The sequence below is a fragment of the Paenibacillus yanchengensis genome, from assembly GCF_042684845.1.
Taxonomy (GTDB): Bacteria; Bacillota; Bacilli; order Paenibacillales; family Paenibacillaceae; genus Pristimantibacillus; species Pristimantibacillus yanchengensis.
The window spans coordinates 26447-48165 of the sequence record NZ_JBHUMH010000062.1; the positions used below are offsets into that span (position 1 = coordinate 26447).

The window sequence follows — 21719 nt, forward strand, 5'->3', positions numbered from 1 at the left end:
GCCCAATAAAAGAATCGTTGCAGCGCTGGATTTGGAATATCGAGATTATTTGATCAGCCAAGCGTTTAATCAAATGTGAGGTTCAAATGAAGGCTTCAACTCTGCTAAATATGGGCATTATTGGGTTGGTGAATTGGCCGTGTGTTGTATCTGTCCTTTGTGGTGGCATGAAAAATCCACTCTGGTTAACAGTGTTGATCTCATGGGAATTGACCCCTGATTATGTGACATGGATCAAACACCTTGTACTTTAGAGGCAAGTCGTCGAAATTGAAACCTGCAACTGAGTTAGGTACTAGAAAGAAAAATACAGTGAAAGGTTTAAAAGGGAAATAATTTAATATTTATTGTCGAAATACCGAAACTTAACCAGCAGATCACACGTCTATATACAATAATTGGGTTTTCATAGAAACACCTGGTTAAAAAACAGTTCAAAATTCACTAAGAATAACTATATTTGTATCACTATTATTAGAAGGTAATGTAATTAAAAATAACTATTGTGAAAATTTTTCATGGGGTGATGATAAGTTATTGTGAAAAAGAGTAATTTTATAATTTTTTGAGCGATTGATAACAATCGTGAAACTATAGAAAACTTTATTCTGCAAATAGCGTCATCCTCTAGTGGACTTTAGGGTTCTCCACGTTTCGTTACTTAGGAGGTTGATAATCTACTGACGAAATGATTCCATTTTCCACTTATACTTTTGCAACTCCAATTTTGTATATCTGTAAGTAAAATAAGGACAAGGTTTTTATAAGTAATTCCGGGATATATTTAGATTTAGACGAGAATCCATGGTGCCCTTTTTATAACTGAATCATTAGTTGAGGTATGCTCACGAAAAGCAATAAGAAGTAGAACATTAAACTGAGGTGTAAGAATGAAGAAATCCATACTTTTAATTGTATTTAGTGTATTTTTTCTAATAGCACTACCGCATCATAGTTATGCTGCAACTAACCTAACTAAAATTTTTTTAAATGGTGAAGAATTAGTACTACCTGAGGATGTTGAGGTTGTAAACGTTAAAAATAACGTAATGATCCCCATTCGTGTAGTTGCTGAAAATTTGAAGTTTAAAGTGGACTGGAACCAAAAAACTCAAAGTGTGAAGATACAGCATGACTCTAAAGTCATCTCTTTAATAGTTGATAAAAAAGAAGTTAAGGTTGATAATGATCAAAAGATGCTGAGTATTGCCCCTCAAATTATAAAAAACACAGTCGTTGTCCCAATCCGATTCGTTAGTGAAGAGATGGGACTTAAAGTAAACTGGAACAATACAGACAAAATAGTCACTTTGGATCGTAACCATATGCAGCCATCTCCTCCTTTAACGAGTGAGGAATATGAATCTAAATTAAATCATGTTAATAGAATTAATTATGCAAACAATCAACTGGTTGTTTCTTTAGATAAAGAGGTTACCCCGGCAATCTCTAAGTTAACGAACCCAGACCGGATCGTCGTTGATCTACCCCATACTACATTAGGTAGTAATGTGGTTGAATCACAAAAATCAAAATCGTTAGGTAAATTAGATATAAGCGAGATTCCTAATCTTACTGAAGTAAGGTATTCCTTATTTAAACATGATCCAGCTATTGTTCGAATTGTAATTGAGTTGAATCATATAAGTGCCGTCCAGTATACGTCACAGTTTATTGAAGATAAGTTGATTCTTGATCTGAATATTACTGGTGAGACCAGTACTACCGGAGCTATACCTCCTGATTCAGGTAAAAAAACCGTAATGATCGATCCCGGGCACGGTGGGAGAGACCCTGGGACAATCAGTTTTTCAAATAAACAAGAGAAAGACTTTAATTTAGCCTTGTCTCTAAAAGTTCAAGCGCTGCTTTTAAAGGAACCTGAGATAGAAGTTGTCATGACTCGTGAGGAAGATGTATATCCCACCCGTCCAGAGCGTGTCCAGTTGGCCAATAAATTAATGCCGGATGTGTTCGTATCAATACACTGTAATAGCGTGGTTGCATCACCCCAGGCAACAGGCACAGAGACTTTCTACTACCAACGCAGCAGCAGTAAAGAATTGGCAGACATCATTCATATGCATTTAATCGAAGCCATTGGACTGAAAGATCGTGGTGTGAAAAATAGTAGCCTGGAAGTCATTAGAGAAACAGTTATGCCGGCAGTCCTATTAGAAGTTGGGTTTTTAAGTAACCCTGAAGAAGAAGAAGCGATGTTTTCGGATTCTTTTCAAAATAAGGCGGCTCAAGCTATTGTTAATGGGATCAAAGAATATTTGGAAGTACAGTAAAACTGTGAGGATGTGCTTGTATGAAAAAAAGGATGTACATTTCTATTTTGTTATGTATCATAGCAATGGCAGGAATAGCCTGTGATAGTAAGTCTACTACAAAATCTTCAGCTCCAAACCAGGGGATAGTATATGAAACTGATAAGACAATCAATCAAGTTAATGATCAAACTGAAGAGATTTTTGTATATTTCGTTGATTCTCAAGTAACGAAGTTAAAACAAAGTAAGACTGAAATAATTTATACGAATGGTATAGATAAGTATGAGGAAGTATTCAAAGCTTTGCAAAGTAATAGTCATTCTAATCTTGTATCCTTATGGAACAAAATCGAGTTAAATGCTATGAAATTCCATGAAGGGGTGTTAACAATAGATATTCATATTCCTGATAAGGCAAGATTAGGATCTAGCGGTGAACTGTTAGCGTTGGATGCATTGAAAGAAACAATGTTTCAATTTGAGGAGATACATAGCTTAGAACTTCTTATTGATGGAAAATCCTTGGAAAGTTTCATGGGTCACACTGAGTTGGAGCATCCAATTTCTCGTAATAATCCTTAAGGGTGAAAAATAATAAACATAAATGAAACGATTCGGTATGGCGTTATCAGCGGGCGTTCCCTTGCGGAACATGTTCATGGTAATGCCTTTTCCCATTATGGCCTCTTGATGCGCCTGAGACGTATAATCGACTAAAGAAAAGGGATTGCTCCCTTTTCCTCGTCTAAGAACCGTACGTGAGAGTTTCCCGCTCATTCGGCTAAAGCATTTCTTCACTTAGAGAAAGCAACTGGATTAAAACAATACGGAATGTCGACGCTGGGAAGTAGAAGAATCTTTCCGTATTCTGAAAAGCGAGATGCGGACAAGACCAGTATTTTTACAAAAAGACGAACGAATTAAGGCACATTTCCTCGTTTGTTTTCTCTCCTTATTAAGTTACCGCTTAATTGAAAAAAAGCTTAACGAATCGGCCACTTGTAGTGAAATCATTCAAACCTTACGTGAGATGAGAGTTTTGGAATATGCTGACGAAGGATATGTACCAGCCTACACCAGAACAGATGTAACCGATATTCTTGCGGTTTTCACTGTCAAAGATGAGATTATTATTCTATACGATATATCGCATTTGAACAATCACTTTTCACCTATTGATAGCAAAATGTTTTTTATTTTACTTTGATGTATAATAAGTATAGTAAACGGAGGAGGTTTGGAGAAATTGACAACACAAACTACATCAACAACAAAGCCATATGATCTAAATAAATTAGGGGCTATGCTCAACGAAGAAAATATATCGTGGAGTTTTCGTAACATGGACAAAATCATGCCCAAACACGATTTAGTTGCTCCTGCACAAAAATTTCAGTTTAAAGAAAACATACAACCACTATTTGATCTACATTACGAATATAACGGTAAAACATCTAGCATTGCACACCTCTTGCAAAAGGTTCATGCTACTGGCTTGTTAGTCATTAAAGACGACACCATAATTACAGAACAATATGTGAATGGATATACAAAAGAATCGACGGCAATGTCTATGTCCGTAGCCAAATCAATTGTTTCAGCTCTCGTTGGTATTGCTTTTGACGAAGGACTAATGACTGACGTTACTGATCCAGTTACGAAATATTTACCTGAACTTATGGGCAGTGGCTATGACGGAGCATCTATTAAAGATATATTGCAAATGTCTTCCGGAGTAAAATTCAATGAAGATTACGGGGATAAAGATGCTGAAATTCATACTTTCCTAATCGATATTTTTGGTGAGAAACAAGTACCAATCCAGCAATATATCAGTCAATTAACTAAATTAGAAGAGCCTGGGTTTTACCAATATAAAAGTGTCGATACACAAGTGCTTACTATGCTAGTAGAAAAAGTGACAGGTATGAAAGCTTCACAATATTTGCAGCAAAAACTTTGGACACCACTTGGTATGGAATTCGATGGCTATTGGAGTACAGATTTGCATAGCACACCAATTGCGTTTACCTTCGTTAACTCCACACTACGTGACTATGCCAAAATCGGACGTCTTTATTTAAACAATGGTAACTGGCAAGGGAAGCAAATTATATCGGAAGATTGGATCAAACAATCGGTTGAACCTGATCGAGCCAACTTGATGCCTGGAAGAGCCAATGACTTTTTCGGCTATCAATATCAATGGTGGAAACCACTCCACAGTACAGGCGGGGAATTTATCGCTAGAGGGATTTATGGACAGCACATCTATGTCAATCAACCTGCGAATGTTATAATTGTCAAATCTGGCGTCGACCCTACCGTATTCGGGGAACATGACTACGAAGCAGTTGTTGCCTATCGAGCAATTATTGCTGCCTTAACTTAATTGACTTCATCACATGCTGGTATAGACATTGTATAATAATATGATTGCGTGACAATATAAATAAGAAGTACACACGCTTTAAGGGCTAGCAGTATACTACTCACTATTACCCCTTTTATGACGTATCCCATTCGCTCAGCAGACGTATCTAGCATGTACAAATTATCCCATTAAATCTGCACATGCAAATATCTACTCGTGCTTCTATAGCTGCTATATTTCTGCATATTTACACATGTTTCTATATGTATTTTTGAATCTTTGTTCCACCACTGAGCAATGGGGATACGAGAGAAAAGGAGCTTTCTGACATGACTAACGTAGATACTGCTGCTGTATTATTGCTTGCTTTGGCAGCACTCGGACTGTTCAGTAATAACACACCGCTCACAATCGCTATGATTGTGCTGTTGCTTTTGCGGGTAATGAATGTACAGCAAGCATTTCCTTGGCTCGAAAAATATGGTTTGAACATTGGTATTATTATTTTAACGATCGGGGTCATGGCACCTATTGCTAGCGGTAAGTTAACGATGCAGACGATCTTCCAATCCTTTTTTCATTGGAAGTCATTACTTGCTGTGGGAATTGGAATGTTAGTTGCTTATTTGGGTGGGCGCGGTGCTACTTTAATGACGCATCAACCGACGATCGTTGCTGGATTATTAATTGGTACCATTTTAGGTGTTGCTTTGTTCCGAGGTGTACCTGTCGGTCCATTAATTGCAGCAGGCATCTTGTCAATATTAATCGGAAAATTTTGAAAACAAGTATTTTGAGAGCCAATCATTTTCATTCATTTTTAATACAGATTACAAAGGACACTCAGCAACAGCAGCTCTCAGCTACTTCGTTGTTGCTGTTGTTGTTTCTGTTTGTAATAACGTTGCTGGTGTTCCCTCGAATATAATCTGTCCACCTTGTTTTCCACCACTGTATCATCCTTTCCCGTTCCTTTTTTATCATGTATCCCCTTCGCTCAGCAAAATATCGTCCAATGACATAAAGTTCATTACATCGTTACCGAATCCAACACTTAATGAAACTCCCATCTAACTTCGATTAATGTTAGTGCATCAATCATAAAATCTTCAAGTACTTTGCAATCGGTATAAGCAAATTATAACCAATATATTGATTTAATTCCAATTAATACGAGATACTGAGTTACTGAGCAAATGGGATACGCATTAAAAGAGTAAAAAAAGAACACACTAGCTCTCCTTACCCAGCAATTGTAAGTAGCATTCATGTGTTCTAGTGTACGGAATTAAAACATTCATTACCCATTCATCTGTACCAAAAAAATAACAACCGTTACGGTTATGATGCTGAATAGTGTAGAGAAAAACACCGATTGCGATGCAAACTCTGGTTCGTTATCAAACTCAACTGCCAGTAATACACTACTTAAGGAAGTCGGTACAGCAGATGACACGATAAGGGCAGCAGCTACAATTGGCTCTAACCCAACAGCTAGATCAACTAAAAACACGACGAATGCGGCGAGTAGTGGTCCGACTATAAGGCGCAATACGTTCGAAATAGAAACGTCGATAATTTGTTCTTTTTTGATTTTCCAGTTCATATTTCCGAGTTGAACCCCTAATGTAATGAGCGCTGTACCAATAAAGGCATTATACAAATATTCGATTGGCACCATCACTGGCTGCGGAATCGCTACATTAAACCCACGCAATGACAATGCTACTGGAATAACGTAGATGATCGGCATGGAAAATATTGTTTTCCACACTTGTTTCATATCCGCTTTGTGCGCATTTACATTATAAATGCCATACGTATTCGGTATAAGCGACTGTGTCATCATAATAATTACTTGAACCGCTAATGTTAACGGATTGCCGGCAAATGCCAGCTGATTAAGGGGGATACCATAATTAGCACTATTATAAAATAAGACAGAGTTACGCATCGAACTACTCATGCTCGGTTTATACCCTCGCAATCGCACGATGATTTCAATGACTATATACTGTAAAAACATAAACAACAGTAAAAATAACAACGTTTGCCCTACTAAGCTGCCTGAAATCTCTGTTGTATATAATAGCTGAAACATAAAAGCCGGCGAAAATAAATAAAAATTTAGTTTGGACAATGTTTTGATATCTAACGAAAAAGCTTTTTGCAATATAATACCGAGCCCAATCACAATACTCATTGGTACAATATTTGTAAGCAAGATGTGGAGAAATATCGTCATCGTTTTATATCCTTTCGCTACGTCTACGCACTAAAAAATCGCATTAACAATATACCAATAATCGCGATAGCAATACCTGCTACTTCTGTTTTACTAAATTTATCTTTAACAATAAAGCGAGTGTATAATAATACAATTAAGACGTTCATTGCACTAACTGCCGATACTAGACCAGCTTTTCCTGTTTGAAATGCCGTTAATAACAAAATCATTCCAACAGCGTTGGTAATACCGACTCCTAGACCAGTTACAAAAGTTTTTCCGTGTCCCCATTGCGCTATAGCTGCCGTTGAACTGCTGGTTGACGCTGAAGAAGCTGGACTAGCTGAACCGCAGCTTGGTGATGTTACTTCTGATGAAACTGACTCCGGTCCTGATGCAATCGCTCCTTGTGATACTGTGCTCGATGTTGTTGTCGCCGCCGTTTGTTCCATAGATGCGGTAGTCGATGCGGCAGCAGCAACCGCTGCTTTCTGTTGGCGCAATTCCTGTAGCCACCATATTCCAAAACACAAACTTCCCGTTATAAACATAAAAAACATTGAAGGATATATTTCTGCTTGCAGCATCGTTGACCATTTTCCAGACAAGTCGTTAAAGGCAAATAGTAACATAGCGAGCAAGCCCCACTGCGCCCCTTGTAAATTTTTGAGCGTAATGTCATTTGAATAGCGGACTAGTAAAATTCCTGCGACGATAATAATAAAGGCTACCCACTGCATCGGAAGAGGTAATTCACTCCACAACAGCGCTGCCAATATAACAACAATTACTGGTGGAAGAGCAGTTAAAATAGCAACAAGCGACGCTTTTCCTTCTGCAAATCCTTTGTACATACTTGCATTCGCTCCGAAAGAAAATAACCCCATCATCACACCAACTAAACTAGCGGTCGTCCAATTCGAACTATAAATAATTGCAAACGTTAAATTAATAATTGCTCCGCTCGTAAAGACACCGAATAGCATTAAATTTCTACTTAGCGGACGCTGACTCGTCCAGTGATATAGCGATCCTCTCAATCCAAAACAAATGGCCGCCAATATGGCATAAGTTAACCACATGTTAATCTTCCACTCCTACTCTTTTAGTCGCAATAAAACCACGAATACTACGTCTTTTTTTCAAAAAACAATCGCATTCGTGGCATATAAGCAACTTTTTTAACTATGATTCAAATGTTGCAATGTTAAAGAAAATATTTGTTCTACATGGTCGTCATCCAAAGAATAGTACACTGTTTTGCCTACTTTTCTCCGTTTGACAAAGCGCATATTACGAAGTAATCGTAATTGATGCGATATGGCAGATTGCCCCATCCCAAGTACTTCAGTTAAGTCATGCACACATAATTCACACTTTTGTAATGCATGTACTATTTTGATTCTTGTTGGATCGCCAAGCGTTTTGAAAAAATCTGCTAATTGCATCGCTACTTGGTCTTCTACAAGCTGTTCACGTACTGCGGCTATATCTATTTCTGTACCATTGCAAGACTCATCACAAGCGTTGTTACTTGTTACTTGATTTTCCATCATGATCCCACCATTACATAGTCATGGGTACTATTATAGCACTTTATCGCTTTATAGCTCTACTGACAATTTTGCTGGCAATAATCTAACACAACAGCTTCTTCTTCTTCGACCATTTCCAGGGCAATAAATTTATTGTCTGATGCTGTTAGAAATTCATATTTAGCAATAAAACTTTTCTCTGGCTCTACTGCAAATATAACTCGCAACATAACCCCTTTTTCATCGTACAAATCATCGTCTTCTTCAACACTTAACTCCAATAAACACTCATATCGATCCCCTATAATAATTTTATACGGATCATGCTGCTTTACAATTTGACTTCTCTCAATTTTGAATATGTTATTCGCCTCCTGAGTATGTTTAACCTAAACGAATGAAAGGAAGCTCGCTTATCACTACCAAAGTGCTTCGGAGCTTCCTCAACTTCTGAGCGTTGCTTATTGCTGTTACATCGTGCTCAGTGTATCTGTTAGGATCGGTACTATTTGTGATTTTCGTGAAACTATCCCTTTAAGTATTGCTTTGTTATCATCAAGCGAAACATCGTAAGCCTTTTCTACTGCTGTAGATTTGTCTCCAAGTACTAACGCTACAGAATCATTATTCAAAATATCCGTCACGACGAATACGAACAAATCAAGCTGCTTTTCAGCAATTTTAGTGCGCAACGCTGCTTCCAACTCTACTTGACGACTTAATACATCGTTGGTATCAACCGCATTTACTTGCGCAATTTCTACTTTGTAATTGCCCATAGAAAACTCTTTGCCATCTAATGTAACCAACTGTTCAATCGTCTTGTCACTAAGATCGGCTCCCGCTTTCAGCATATCGAGACCATATACTTGAGCATCTACACCAGCAATTTTAGCTAACTCTTCCCCTGCTGCTACATCTTCCGCCGTGCACGTTGGCGATTTGAACAATAATGTATCCGAAATGATAGCGGACAACATCAATCCAGCCATTGGCTTGCTGATCGACACATTATTTTCCTTATATAATTTATTCAAAATAGTAGCCGTACAACCAACTGGTTCTGCGCGGAAATAGAGCGGACCACTTGTTTCAAAATTAGCAATTCGGTGGTGATCAATTACTTCGATAACGCGAACTTGATCAATATCATCCGCACTTTGTTGTCGCTCGTTATGATCTACCAATATAACTTCGCTAACTTCTGTTGCTACTTGCTCTACTAATCTTGGTGCTTCCACATCAAAATAAGTAAGGGCGAAATTCGTTTCACCATTCACTTCACCTAACCGTACCGCTTCTGCATTCATACCAAGCTGTTGCTTCAAGTTTGCATATACAAGTGCTGATGTAATCGTATCTGTGTCCGGGTTTTTATGTCCAAAAACTAGTACTTTGCTCATTACTTCCTAGCTCCTTATCTTCAAAATGAACTTTTGATTATAAATTGTTTCACTACTAATAATCTATTATAACGATAATTTTCATTGTTTCCAATAGAAAAGCAGGTAAAAGCAGAACATTCGCATTCTACTTCCACCTGCCTAGCGTTTATTAACGGCTATTCATCACGTTTCTCTGAAATTTATTATGAAAAAAGTCGTATCGTTTGACGTTGTTTATGGCCACCTTTAATTTCAATTGGTTCTCCTTCATAGTTACCCCAACCTAACTGCTGATAGCGCCATTGACTGTTAATGATAAGCTGTGCCTCGAGTTGTTTGCTAGCTGTCTGGTCAATCACTTCTAGCGCATCAATGACGACAAACCCCGGTTGCTCTGCCTCAGCAACTGTAATGGTTATATTATGCTCGCCATACGGCAAATCTTTCACCTCATACACCTGTTGATACAAGGCAGATCCAATATCACTGTACATATCGATAGTTTCCGCCGACTGATTATTAATCAAAACTAGCATTTTACCATTACTGCGTTGTTTTTTATAATAAACTTTGATTCCAGTTCCAATAAACGTGCATGTTGCAGTTGCACCCGGCTCATCAGATAACGTTTCTGTTCCAAACATCGCTTGCCCATCATTATTTTTTTGCCAATGACCGCTATACGTAATCACTTGGTCATGACGATCATTAATAAGGTGTGGACGTTCGTATTGGTAATCGATGCGGGCTGCTACATCACCCGATGCTTCTACTTGTACTTTTCCTTTCAGTTGCTCAAATTGTACCGTATAGTGGTGTACATATTCTCGCATGGACAAGAAATCTTTCGTCACGATACCTTTGTACGGATCTTGCGCTTCTTCCAAAAAGAAGTTCCGCATATCATCTTTCCATGGCCAAGCTGGCTTTTCCCGGTACGTATCCGGCTGTTCAGTTGCACCAACACGTACACGTACTGCCGTTCCTTGCAACCTACCGATATGATCTTCCGGATATACGTTATATAGCCCATCTTTATTCCACGATACCGAGGCAATTGCCGGATCAAGCTGGAATGCAATGCCTACCTCGCTTATTCGTTTGCTCATTTGTTCGAATTCCAAACTATCTTCTAGTTGCTTATTCGCTACTATTTCTGTCTCATTTTGCAAACGACCGTCGTTAAAAATAGTTTGTCTAAAAATGACTTCTAGTCCATTATCATATTTCCCGTCTAATTGTACGGTTACATATGCTGCTGTTTGCTCTTTTACTGCTAGTGATTTTCCAGACCATGCGCCTAGCAATTCACCTTCCAAATGCAATTGTGGTCCTTTCGCAATCAACTTCTCTCCGCCAACAACAGCTGCAATTAGTTGAATCGTTTGCTCACAATAAATTAAGGAAATAACGTCGTTCGCTACTACCAACTGATCATTATTTTGCGTAACGTTCCATGCCCCGCCTACTGCTACTTCTTTAACTTGCTCTGATACTTCTGTTTCGCCAGCAACTAAAATCGCATAGTGATCCACACACAAATTATCTGCCGCATAAAACTTCAACTCTACTCGCTCGCCAGCTCGCCAATTTCGCTTCGGCAAAGTTAGTTGACCTGTTGCAAACGGCACTATATCAGGACCCATCCACTCTGCTTGCTCCAATAACAAATCTTCGCTGTATACAGCATACTTCACAAGTACTTCTTGCAAATTAGTATGATTAAACCAGTTTTCAATCGTCAAAGTAGCTTGATTTTCGCCCGCTTCAATGGCTTGTTTTTCATCTAGTCTAATTGGAGAATAGGCTTTTTTCGTCAACCAAAACTCTGGTTTTTCTCGGCGCCATTGATCACTCATATTACCCCACTCGCCATATCCCGCTGCCGGACCAACCGAATGTACTTGGTGACGTTCTTTTACCCCTTCTGGGAGATGAAATACATCATCAATATTCGCCCAGATCGCTCCACCAAGCGCTCCATCTGTACGTACAATTTTTTCCCAAAATAATTTTAAACTTTCTCCCCAGAAATTACGCACGTTATTATCCCGATATAATTCCGTTAAATTATAACAAGCAACGTGAGCATACTCATCATGAATGACTGGTGTATCATAAACAATATCCGTATCTTGACGTTTTGGCCAAAACGGACCATAAGATGCCATATCATCGTGATACCCAATATAATGATAACTATAAATATCGGTTTTCGTTCCATCTTCCACCGTCCATGGATAGCTAAATTTGGCAGGACGGCTCGTATCGATTTGTTTCAAATATTGCAGTTGTCGACGATACTTATCTCCTTCGCTTCCCGCTCTCCAACCTGATTCATTCGCAAGCGACCAAATAAGTACAGACGGATGACTCCGATCGCGCTCCAACATTTCGGTAAACTGATTCATATACCATTCTTCATCATCGCCCCACGGACCAGGTCCATTCGCATATTGAAAGTTAACAGCCGTTTCTTCTTCCACATACATACCGATCTCATCACATGCATCCAAAAATGCTTTCGTTGGTGGATAATGTGACGTACGTACATAGTTAATGTTTTGACGTTTGAGCATCAACACATCTTCCCGATCCAATTCCGGCGTCGTTGTTCTACCTAACAGTGGATGAATATTATGATGGCATGTGCCTCGCAATTTTAATCGTTCACCATTAACATACAATTCTCGCTTGTCTGTTCCACGCTGTCCACCATACGTAATCTCACGAAAGCCAACTTTGATCGCTATCGTTTGCTCTGGCTCTATGTCACTTTTCTCCTCTGCTTCATCTCGATACAATTCAGCTTGTAACGTATACAAGTAAGGATGTTCTGCATCCCACTTCTGCACTGCATGTAATGGAAACTGTAGCGTCTGCTGCCCAGCAGTAGCTGGCACAGCTACAAGGGATGGCTGTAGTACAACTTCGTTATTATCTCGATCGAACAACTGTAATTTCACCCAAGCCTGCTCTACCTGCTCCGCCAACTGCAATGTAAAAGTTACTTCTAAAGTAGCATCCATAAAGCTTTCATCAAATGTCGTTACATAATGAAAACTACTAATATGTGTCATGGGAACTGCTATTAACTCAACGCTGCTTATAATACCACCCATATTGTGATGGGCATATTTACTTCCAATAGAAGGGTCTTCGATATCATCGATAAATTGAACAATAATTTCGGCAGATGTACCGGCAGTTACAACATTGGTTAGCTCACAATCCCACGTAGTAAATCCACCTTTATGATTGCGAATGTACTGTCCGTTAACCCAAACACTAGCTCTGGAATATACACCGTTGAACCGTAGTACGATGTGATTTCCTGCAAAATCAGCTGGAATATCTACCGTAGTTTTGTAATAGTACGCCGTATCATTTTCCAAATCAAATCCTTGCATCGCCGGCTCCCCAGGAACAATGATAGACTGCCAGACAGACGTATCTACTTTCCCTGCTACAACCTCATCTGCCGTTTGCTGTGTTGCGCCAACATACCACGTCACACCCGCTTCGCTATTTAAACTAACGATTGGCGTTTCTACTGTTTTCACTTGTACAGGTTGCGGAATTATTACCGGCGTAGTCCAAACCAATTGCGTTGTTGTTTGCTGTTCCGTTATATTTGCCATTATTGTCTCTCCTCCACTACCAGTTTTTCATACAAATAACTCTTTCTATCAATATCTACTAAACACCCCACTCTTTTCGAGCTTCGGCTACTGACTTCTCAGGCTCTTTCCCCCATGCATAATGACCTTTTGGCTGTTTACCAACCCAACGCTCATCAACTGGCTCGGAAGCTAATTGGTAACGAGTATCCGCACTTAATCGATAGTTATTCGTCAAATTATTAAGCGAAGCATGCATCATAAACATACCAAAAATAATCACATCGCCTGCCTCAAATTCAGTTGTCGCCCATTGCCCACCATATTGATCAACAATTTCGATTGGATCTTCCGTAAACCAGCCTGTCGCAATATTATCGCGATCGACATCCATCTCTCCATACGTTTTTCTAATTTGATCAAAATGTTGAGAGCCTAACAGCATCGCAAGCGTCCCTAGCTCATAAGACGTATCACCAAAAGGTGTCCACATCGTAAACACGTCTTTCGTACCTCGACCCATATATACAACGTCGTAATGCGCTCCCGTATTTCCTCCTTTTGGCACTGCACGTGGCCACTTATAATCGTAAGTCATTGGCGTATCACCCAAAAGCTGCTCGAAAAACTCCATCACATGATCACCATTAACAATATCAACGAAGGTAGGAAAAATTGCTTTCAACTCTTCACCGGATTTCCCCCACATGCCACCTTTGTTCTCGCTTCCAATAACCGCTTCCTCCATCGGAAAATTGGGATCTAACTTCCCCGTACGTTGCAGTTCTGCAAGAAATTCCGAACGAGCTTTCAATACTTGCTCACGATCGTGAAAACCTCTAATTAGCAAATAACCATCTTCTTTTAGTCTATCTCTTAGTGCAACCATATTGTCGCGTATATCATTTGAATCACGTAGTTCAGTCATATATTTACTACCCATCGTTACGGTTTGTTTACCAATCATCATTTCCAATATTAAAAACTCCCCTCAACTGTTTATCATTTATATTGTTCACCATTAGCATAACGAAACACGGATAAGAAGTAGTTAGTGAAAAAACAGCATCATTTACGCAAAACCGTACTTTCAAATTAGAAAATTTTCGCTTTACTCGGCACGATCCATGAAAAAACAGAATAAAAAAACAGAACAGAAAACAAAACGTTTTCCCATTCTGCATTTATAGTCTATACTTTCACACCAGAACTTACGATGACTTTAATAGAATAATCTTGTGCTAGTATATCAAGTATATACAATATTATAGTAGGAATAATTGCAAATACCGCAGCTGCCATTAGCAAAGAATATTTCGTATTTGGCAGGAGCTTGAGCTCGTGCTTCGATATGAGTGGCATCAATGGCGACCGTAATGTCATAAGGAGTTCGCCTCGTCTCATTAGTGTGGTTTGGTCACTGTACTAATTCGAAATTTGGGGAGGTACTCCTTTTTCTATGCCTTAAAAAGCTAGTAGTAACAAAGTAGTAACAAGGCTTTTAATTTATGAAATTGATTCATAGTATCCTAATTTAATCTAATCTTGATAGTTCTATAGAAAGTTCAGTTAGTTTTGCAAATGAAGCAGTCAAATCCTTTTGTAATTTTAGTCGAGTCAATATTGTCTCGTTTGACAATGGGACGAAGCCTTCATTAACGAATTTTTCATAAATCGCTGTGTTTAATTCAATAATTTCAATTGCAAGTTTTAAACGTTTTTCTAAATCATTGGTTACAGCTATTTCAGAATTAGAGTTACTTTGCAAAAGTAATTCTTTAAACATAGTAATACTCGAATTAAAGTAAACAAAACCAGGAACATAATTAAGGGTAATAGATTCATTCTGTTCCAGAGAGATAGCTTTTTTTCCTTCAGGAGAGCTATAGGATTGTACATAGTTTGCATATTGAATCTGATTTTCGTTCAACTCTTCATAGCTCATGTATAGAAACAATATTTCTTCTCTACTAATTTCCTTTTTAGCAATAGAGTTCTCCAGTTTTGACAATATAGAGTGTGAAGTAGAAAGAATGATACTTTCGTAATCTGATAGCACTTTATGGTATTGTTGGTGTGAAAAATTTACTAATTTTCCGTTTCTTGAATTATACAAACATAGATTTACAACTAGAGAAGCCACTAAGCCAAGTGCTAAAAAGATTATAAGAACTTTTTGATACATTAGAGTAATTTTTCCCATAAGATAAGTGTCCCCTTAGAAATAACTAGATATAATATACATTATCATAATATACTCTATCATTTTCTTCAATCATTTGACAATAAATACTTATTATTATAGTATTGTAATATAAACAAAAATGGGAGGTAATGGAATATGAAAATGATAATGAAGAGTTTGACTTCGCTGACTGTAATGTTCATACTATTAATTTCTTTTAGTGGAATTAGTAGCGCTTCAATTGATTCTACTGTAGAAAAAGGAAATATTACTGAAAACACAATTTCTGTTCCTGGATACACAGTATCAAAAGGGAATATTCAAAAAGTACTAGGATCAGAAGATTATTCTGATTACATCGCTGAAGAAGAATTGATACATCGGGCTGAACTATTGATAGATAATTTAACACTAAATGGTGATGATGTAAATTTTAATGGGTTTGTTAGTTATAATAGCACAGATATTCCACTTCAACTAAATGGAAAATTATACTCAAGCAGAGAACAATCCGACGGTATTAAAAGTTACGTAGGGGATCTAATAGAGAATAACGCTAATTTCAAGGTTCTACACTTTAAAATTAAAACTAACGATAAAGCAGATACAAGTCTCATTTCTACAGATTTACGGAATAAAGCCAATTTTAAGCTATATCTTCAAGATGATAAAGGAGATATTTGGTACTTTGAAGAAGAATTGAATAATTTAGATGTTGATACTTCTAAAATAAGTACTGATGGATCACATGTAGATAGCCTTTTGGATGGCAATTGGTTTGAACAAATTCTTGAGCCTGCTAAGTCGTATAAAGTTACTAACGAAGGGATTAACCTTTTTTCAACTCATCCCTATCTTAAAGCTTGTTCCACTGTTTACTATTCTGAAGTTCCATTTGGTTTTGACGTAGCACAATTCTATTTCTGCCCTAAAGTTGAGGGCGATATTGTTGATGTTGGTACATCAGGTAGTGCCAATTGGACGACTAGACTAACAGTTGCTGAACATGTAAGAGTGAATGGAAAACCAACAACAGGTGTCGAGCAAAGCTATAAAATTGGTGGAGTGACAAGTGGAGGAATTCAAACTCTCGGAACTATTGCAGCTGGTCAAAATACAAAAATAACTTCTAGATTAATTGGTGGATTATATAAAAAATCCAGCTCAGAAGTTTCAGTTAACTGGCCAGTTATCGTGGGATATTTCACTAAAAACATACCATACTATGCTGCTGGAAAGTCAGCATATGATGTACTAACAAGTATCTCATATAGCACAACTACTACAACTGTAAATAATAATACGTATCAGAATGTAGTTGGTAACGTGAGTGGATACTCTTATAAAATTGATAAATCTGGATATTTAAATGATGAAAGTCATTATCTTGATTTAGGTGTACTTGTTTCTACCTGGGACTCTACTAAAACTAAAAATGAAAGTACTACAGCTTATGTAAATTGGAAATTTGACGTTAGTTTCCTAGGTTCAAAAGTAGATACGTCAGATTGGAAAATTCCTATTAATTACAAGGTTAACGTTAACTAATACGACTGGATATATTCAAAAGTTAATAGTTTGTATTCAGTTTTATAAAGACCACAAACATACTAACATTAGTAGCACAGACCAAGGACATGGTTTGTGCTATTATTTTTTATAATAGAAGTGAAGAAAGTCCGAACAGCCCCTGAGACCGAATACGAGCCCGTATAAAAAAACCGGCTAACTTTAAAATGTACTTTATAAAATGGACACTTAAAAAAAGTCCATCTTTAGAATGAACCAACACTTCGTCTGGATGAGGAAACAGTTGTATCACATTTAAAAATAGTGCAGAACGTGTATGATGAGACCCTCTAATGCTGGAAAACTTAATTGTAGATTGGCATGTATGTGACTTTTTAAGTGGGTCATTTCGCTATCCAGCTTATCGTAGTAACGGGTTAGCCCTCGTACTCTATTTGCCTAGTACTTAACGTGTGCAAAACGCGTATCAGTTTGCCACAAAGCGCGATAAGTGATTGGTTCTTCTTCAATGGGTTTTCCTTCGTGTTGTAAAATACTTATGCAGGGCTTTAAACTCTTCATTCTTAGCTACCATTGGCATCACACAACGAAACAGCAAAGCTCTCAGTCGAGCGCGTCCACGCTTGGTGATGCCGGTCTTTCCCTTACGCTTACCGGAACTATTTTCTTTTAGATTCAAGCCTGCCAACCGAATAATTTGTTGTCCGTGGTCGTATTGGTTCAGATCGCCAACTTCAGCTAGGAATCCAGCAACGGTAACAACGCCACGCCAGTTTATGAAGTAATAAATAACCACTAAGTGAAATACCCGTATTTTCTTTAAATAAGTGCGACAACCTACTATTAGATAACCCTAATTGCTGCGCGTAAAAACGAATCGTATGCTTGTACTCTGTACACTGATTTATAAGGGATATAAGTTCTTTTATTCTTGGATCAACGATTGTTGGTTGTATAAATTCCATCTGTAACAGTTTCATAAAATGTCGCAAATAGGCTTCAAAATGAGTTGAATTACTAATATGAGCGTACTCTTTTAGGACGTATTCTCGAAGTTGCTGCACTACTTTGTCTGGAATAATGGCATAGTTTCGCTGTTCTAATGCTTGCTTAAAACTTAATGCCAAAATAGAAGTACGATCTATCAAAAGCAACAACAAAGCATGTCCTTTTCCATCTAACTTATGTGCGACACCAGAGTTAATGATTACACCTGAGCAACGTAAATACTGTCCTTCTATATCTAAATCCATTGCCATCTCGTCTTCTAAAGAAACGGTCACCTGTAAAAAAGAATGCCGGTGTTCTTCCGCATCAATCGCATTAGATATCACTAGCAAGTGATGCTCTGCTCCAAATAACAACATCATCCTCTACTCACTCCACACATTCTCGCCTTAGTCGTAACTCCATCATCGATCATCGATCATCGTTCCCTTGATCTTTATACATTAAGCAGTAATCCGTTATTAATAGTCAATGATTCAAACTTTGTTGCTTCCGCCATTCCGTTGGCGACATCGCTTCCATCTCTTTAAACCATGCTGAAAAGGAATGTAATCTAGCAAATCCGATCATCTCAGCAATCGTTTGCATATCTTTATCTGACGAACTGAGCAACCATTTTGCCTCTGATAGACGACACATTTGTTGATAATTTTTCGGTGTCATTCCATATGTTTTTACAAATCGTTTGCGCAGCCCCTCTTCTGATAATCCAGCTAATTTCGCTAGCGTAGTTACTTGAATATTCGTTTGTAAATGCTGTTTAATATAATCGGCTATGAAAGAAATAGAAACTGCTTGCGCTGATAGATAGCAACGTTCGTACAAAAATAATAGTAATAGCTGCACCCACGTTTCATATTGCAATTGTGTTTCTTTCATCGTGGAATAGTTCATCCGCAGCCACTGCCGAAATAACAGTTCATATTGCTCTTTGTCCAGCGGTGACAAACTAATGATTGCCGGCGTTGTCAGTCGATTAGCAGCTACACTCGTATATATTTTGTCAATCAAATCATTTCCGAGGGAATGGAGTTCATCAATTAGCAAGACGCCAAATCTAATTCGTGTACGAGCATGAAATGAATGAGACACGTTTGTCGGAATAATAATGACTTGCCCCGCTTCTACTCGCGCTTGTTTCGTTTGAATCTCATCCACACTCTCTGCTTTTTTATCCACTGATAGCGCAATTTTTTCTCCGGTCAACCAATCTACTTCTGCCTGACCATTCGTCCAGCGAAGCAATCCTTCGCCTTCTAGAATCACTGTAATTTCGACACTTTGATGTTGAAAAAAACAAGGATCTTCCCATTCTTGCTCATGTGCTCCGATAAAACTACGCACTTGCATGCGTGCTGTCATCTTTCCCCCTCCTAACCAAATGCATGACGTTTACGATATTGCAGTGGAGTACAACCTACCCATCTTTTGAATTGCTGAATAAAATGTGATGGAATGGGCCAGCCGACTCGTGTACCAACCTCTGCAACAGATAATGAACTATGGAGTAATAACTGACACGCTTCTTTGCTGCGCAAAGCTAATAAATACTCCGTAACGGTATGCCCCGTTTCTTCTCTAAACAAGTGCGATATATAGTATTTGGACAAATGTAATTCATTCGCTAATTTTTCAAGTTCAAACGGCTCCATATAATTTTGTTCAATCCAATGTAAAATAGCTTCTGTATGCGATAGTGCATGTGGGACAGTCGCTTCGATCGAGACGGCACGTTCCGCCAAGTCTTGTTGTAAATACTGCAATATACGAATAACCAGCAACGCATAATGTTCTTGTCGTTTTTCGATTTGCGAAGCATAATTTTGATGAAACAATGCAAAATCTTGTTCGATCGGGAACCGTTTTGTTAAATTTGCAAATGCTTGTTGTGGCATCTTTCCTTTCCATACATAGGAAAACAGTTGCTCCAACTGTTTGTACGGTTTAATAAATGGTTGCAATGCAATTGGATCAAATTGAAGGACACTGCGCACATAAGGTACGGTATCAAGCTGGGTAGCTCTGACGTGATGCAATTGAAAAGGCTGAAATAAAAACAAGCTCCCTCCTTCTAATCTATAGACATGATGCGGAATCGTCACCGACCCTGTTCCTTCGTGAATCATCAGTATTTCCATTCCAGCATGTGCATGAAAAAAACCTTTGTAATTATGTTCGGCACTTCGAAAAAAACTACCCAAAAATGGATTGTGTTGAAAGTTAATTGTCTCTAATCGGCTCATATCCGCTTGCTCCGTCCTCTATTTTCTGGATGATAATTTCGCAATATAACTACATTTTAACACAAAATGAATGTACTTTCTTCGTCTTTCGTTTGATAAGCTACATGTAGTAATAGCAATTAATAATAACAGTTAGTAGTAACAATGATATGAACAAGCAACGATACGTTTCTTCGTCATTATAATGTTAAAGGAGCTGCGAACTATGTGGACAAAAGCAATTGAAGATGCCATTAATAAAACACGACAAAATATTATTCGTTATCAAGGGCTATACCCGCACGTTAGTACAAATGACAGTTATGAACTCAACGACAACAATGATTGGACAAATGGCTTTTGGACAGGAATGATGTGGTTAAGCTATGAATACAGCAAAGACGAGCAATTTCTGCAAGCTGCTCAAGAAGCAACGGAAAATTTCCGAGAACGATTAGCTATTAAAAAAGTATTGGATCACCACGATATCGGTTTTTTATATTCCCTTTCCTCTAAAGCACAGTGGATCGTTACAAAAGACGAGTCGGCAAAACAATTGACGATCGATGCTGCCGATCATCTCTTATCTCGCTGGAGAGAAAATACGAACATTATTCAAGCTTGGGGTGTGAAGGATGATCCGGATAACGGTGGACGGATTATTATCGATTGTTTGATGAATTTGCCACTACTCTATTGGGCATACGAGCAAACTGGTGATCGTAAATATTATGATGTCGCTGTCAGTCATGCTGATGCTAGTCGTCGTTTTCTAGTAAGAGGTGACGATTCTTCCTATCATACGTTCTACTTCGATCAAACAACTGGTGATTCCTTGCGAGGTGGTACGCATCAAGGGTATCGTGACGGATCTACATGGACGCGTGGTCAAGCTTGGGGAGTATACGGATTTGCACTATCTTACCACTATACGAAAAATCCGCTTTACTTGGAAACTGCCATTCGTATGGCTCGTTATTTCTTTGCCCGTTTGCCAGAAGATAACGTTGTATATTGGGACTTTGATGCTCCGATCAACGCCGATACCAAACGAGACAGCTCCGCTTCAGCCATTACAGCATGCGGTGCTCTAGAAATACTTCAACATATTGGAGAAGACCATCCAGATCGTGCTATGTTAGAGGACGGTGTGAAACGTTCGATGGAAGGATTAATCAACGGCTACGCTACCATCGGCAAACCAGATGCCGAAGGATTGCTAGAGCGCGGTTCCTACAGCGTTCGCACGAACACCTCACCCGATGATTATGTCATCTGGGGCGACTACTACTACTTTGAAGCATTAATGCGACTAGAAAAAGGACACAAAGGATACTGGTACGAATAACTAATAACTA

The 21719-nt window shown here is 38.4% G+C and carries 19 protein-coding genes and 2 pseudogenes; 8 read left to right on the plus strand and 13 right to left on the minus strand.

The features are described from left to right. Positions 1 to 86 precede the first annotated feature (86 nt). The 6 genes and pseudogenes from ACFSTH_RS18480 (at position 87) to ACFSTH_RS18505 (ending at position 5431) form a co-directional block, all read left to right on the plus strand. Positions 87 to 254 (plus strand): hypothetical protein, encoded by a 168-nt coding sequence (locus ACFSTH_RS18480; protein ID WP_377773094.1) that lies wholly within the window; start codon positions 87 to 89, stop codon positions 252 to 254. A 636-nt stretch (positions 255 to 890) separates the two neighbouring features. Continuing rightward, complete coding sequence (locus tag ACFSTH_RS18485) at positions 891 to 2294, plus strand: N-acetylmuramoyl-L-alanine amidase (protein WP_377773092.1); 1404 nt, start codon at positions 891 to 893, stop codon at positions 2292 to 2294. Positions 2295 to 2314: 20 nt separating this feature from the next. Further along, positions 2315 to 2857 carry a GerMN domain-containing protein gene (locus ACFSTH_RS18490; protein ID WP_377773090.1) on the plus strand — a complete coding sequence of 181 codons (543 nt, stop codon included), beginning with the start codon at positions 2315 to 2317 and terminating at the stop codon, positions 2855 to 2857. A gap of 253 nt (positions 2858 to 3110) precedes the next feature. After that, positions 3111 to 3377: pseudogene (locus tag ACFSTH_RS18495) on the plus strand (IS1634 family transposase); the annotation flags it as partial. 144 nt (positions 3378 to 3521) lie between these two features. Beyond that, entirely contained in the window at positions 3522 to 4667 is a 1146-nt protein-coding gene (locus ACFSTH_RS18500) for a serine hydrolase domain-containing protein (protein ID WP_377773086.1), read from the plus strand. Between the two features lie 311 nt (positions 4668 to 4978). Continuing rightward, positions 4979 to 5431, plus strand: a complete 453-nt coding sequence (locus ACFSTH_RS18505) for a DUF441 domain-containing protein (protein ID WP_377773084.1) — start codon at positions 4979 to 4981, stop codon at positions 5429 to 5431. Between the two features lie 518 nt (positions 5432 to 5949). Here ACFSTH_RS18505 and ACFSTH_RS18510 read toward each other — a convergent pair. The 9 genes from ACFSTH_RS18510 to ACFSTH_RS18550 form a co-directional block, all read right to left on the minus strand. Further along, positions 5950 to 6894, minus strand: a complete 945-nt coding sequence (locus ACFSTH_RS18510) for an AEC family transporter (RefSeq protein WP_377773082.1) — start codon at positions 6892 to 6894, stop codon at positions 5950 to 5952. 23 nt (positions 6895 to 6917) lie between these two features. Then, positions 6918 to 7958, minus strand: coding sequence for an EamA family transporter (locus ACFSTH_RS18515; RefSeq protein ID WP_377773080.1), 1041 nt, complete (start codon positions 7956 to 7958; stop codon positions 6918 to 6920). 99 nt (positions 7959 to 8057) lie between these two features. Further along, on the minus strand, positions 8058 to 8429 hold the full coding sequence (locus ACFSTH_RS18520; RefSeq protein ID WP_377773152.1) for an ArsR/SmtB family transcription factor: 372 nt from the start codon (positions 8427 to 8429) through the stop codon (positions 8058 to 8060). Between the two features lie 59 nt (positions 8430 to 8488). Beyond that, the gene (locus ACFSTH_RS18525) at positions 8489 to 8773 is read right to left on the minus strand and encodes a DUF6509 family protein (RefSeq protein ID WP_377793757.1); all 285 of its coding nucleotides are present in this window, start codon (positions 8771 to 8773) and stop codon (positions 8489 to 8491) included. 108 nt (positions 8774 to 8881) lie between these two features. Further along, a complete protein-coding gene (locus ACFSTH_RS18530) occupies positions 8882 to 9814 on the minus strand; it encodes a manganese-dependent inorganic pyrophosphatase (RefSeq protein WP_377773078.1) in 933 nt (310 codons plus the stop codon). Between the two features lie 185 nt (positions 9815 to 9999). Then, on the minus strand, positions 10000 to 13437 hold the full coding sequence (locus ACFSTH_RS18535) for a glycoside hydrolase family 2 protein (RefSeq protein WP_377773076.1): 3438 nt from the start codon (positions 13435 to 13437) through the stop codon (positions 10000 to 10002). 58 nt (positions 13438 to 13495) lie between these two features. Then, positions 13496 to 14386, minus strand: a complete 891-nt coding sequence (locus ACFSTH_RS18540) for a phytanoyl-CoA dioxygenase family protein (protein WP_377773148.1) — start codon at positions 14384 to 14386, stop codon at positions 13496 to 13498. Between the two features lie 221 nt (positions 14387 to 14607). Next, positions 14608 to 14799 carry a hypothetical protein gene (locus ACFSTH_RS18545; RefSeq protein ID WP_377773074.1) on the minus strand — a complete coding sequence of 64 codons (192 nt, stop codon included), beginning with the start codon at positions 14797 to 14799 and terminating at the stop codon, positions 14608 to 14610. 151 nt (positions 14800 to 14950) lie between these two features. Next, complete coding sequence (locus tag ACFSTH_RS18550; protein ID WP_377773072.1) at positions 14951 to 15619, minus strand: hypothetical protein; 669 nt, start codon at positions 15617 to 15619, stop codon at positions 14951 to 14953. A gap of 138 nt (positions 15620 to 15757) precedes the next feature. Between ACFSTH_RS18550 and ACFSTH_RS18555 the strand changes: the two genes are divergently transcribed. Further along, positions 15758 to 17149, plus strand: a complete 1392-nt coding sequence (locus ACFSTH_RS18555; RefSeq protein WP_377773070.1) for a hypothetical protein — start codon at positions 15758 to 15760, stop codon at positions 17147 to 17149. Between the two features lie 398 nt (positions 17150 to 17547). Here the strand turns inward: ACFSTH_RS18555 and ACFSTH_RS18560 are convergent. The 4 genes and pseudogenes from ACFSTH_RS18560 to ACFSTH_RS18575 form a co-directional block, all read right to left on the minus strand. Then, a pseudogene (locus tag ACFSTH_RS18560) lies at positions 17548 to 17897 on the minus strand (transposase); the annotation flags it as partial. Beyond that, positions 17866 to 18501 (minus strand): hypothetical protein, encoded by a 636-nt coding sequence (locus ACFSTH_RS18565; protein WP_377773068.1) that lies wholly within the window; start codon positions 18499 to 18501, stop codon positions 17866 to 17868. The gene ACFSTH_RS18565 and the pseudogene ACFSTH_RS18560, both read right to left, overlap by 32 nt. A gap of 106 nt (positions 18502 to 18607) precedes the next feature. Further along, the gene (locus ACFSTH_RS18570; RefSeq protein WP_377773066.1) at positions 18608 to 19501 is read right to left on the minus strand and encodes a helix-turn-helix domain-containing protein; all 894 of its coding nucleotides are present in this window, start codon (positions 19499 to 19501) and stop codon (positions 18608 to 18610) included. An 11-nt stretch (positions 19502 to 19512) separates the two neighbouring features. After that, a complete protein-coding gene (locus ACFSTH_RS18575; RefSeq protein ID WP_377773064.1) occupies positions 19513 to 20382 on the minus strand; it encodes an AraC family transcriptional regulator in 870 nt (289 codons plus the stop codon). Between the two features lie 205 nt (positions 20383 to 20587). Between ACFSTH_RS18575 and ACFSTH_RS18580 the strand changes: the two genes are divergently transcribed. Beyond that, entirely contained in the window at positions 20588 to 21709 is a 1122-nt protein-coding gene (locus ACFSTH_RS18580; protein ID WP_377773062.1) for a glycoside hydrolase family 88 protein, read from the plus strand. Positions 21710 to 21719 lie beyond the last annotated feature (10 nt).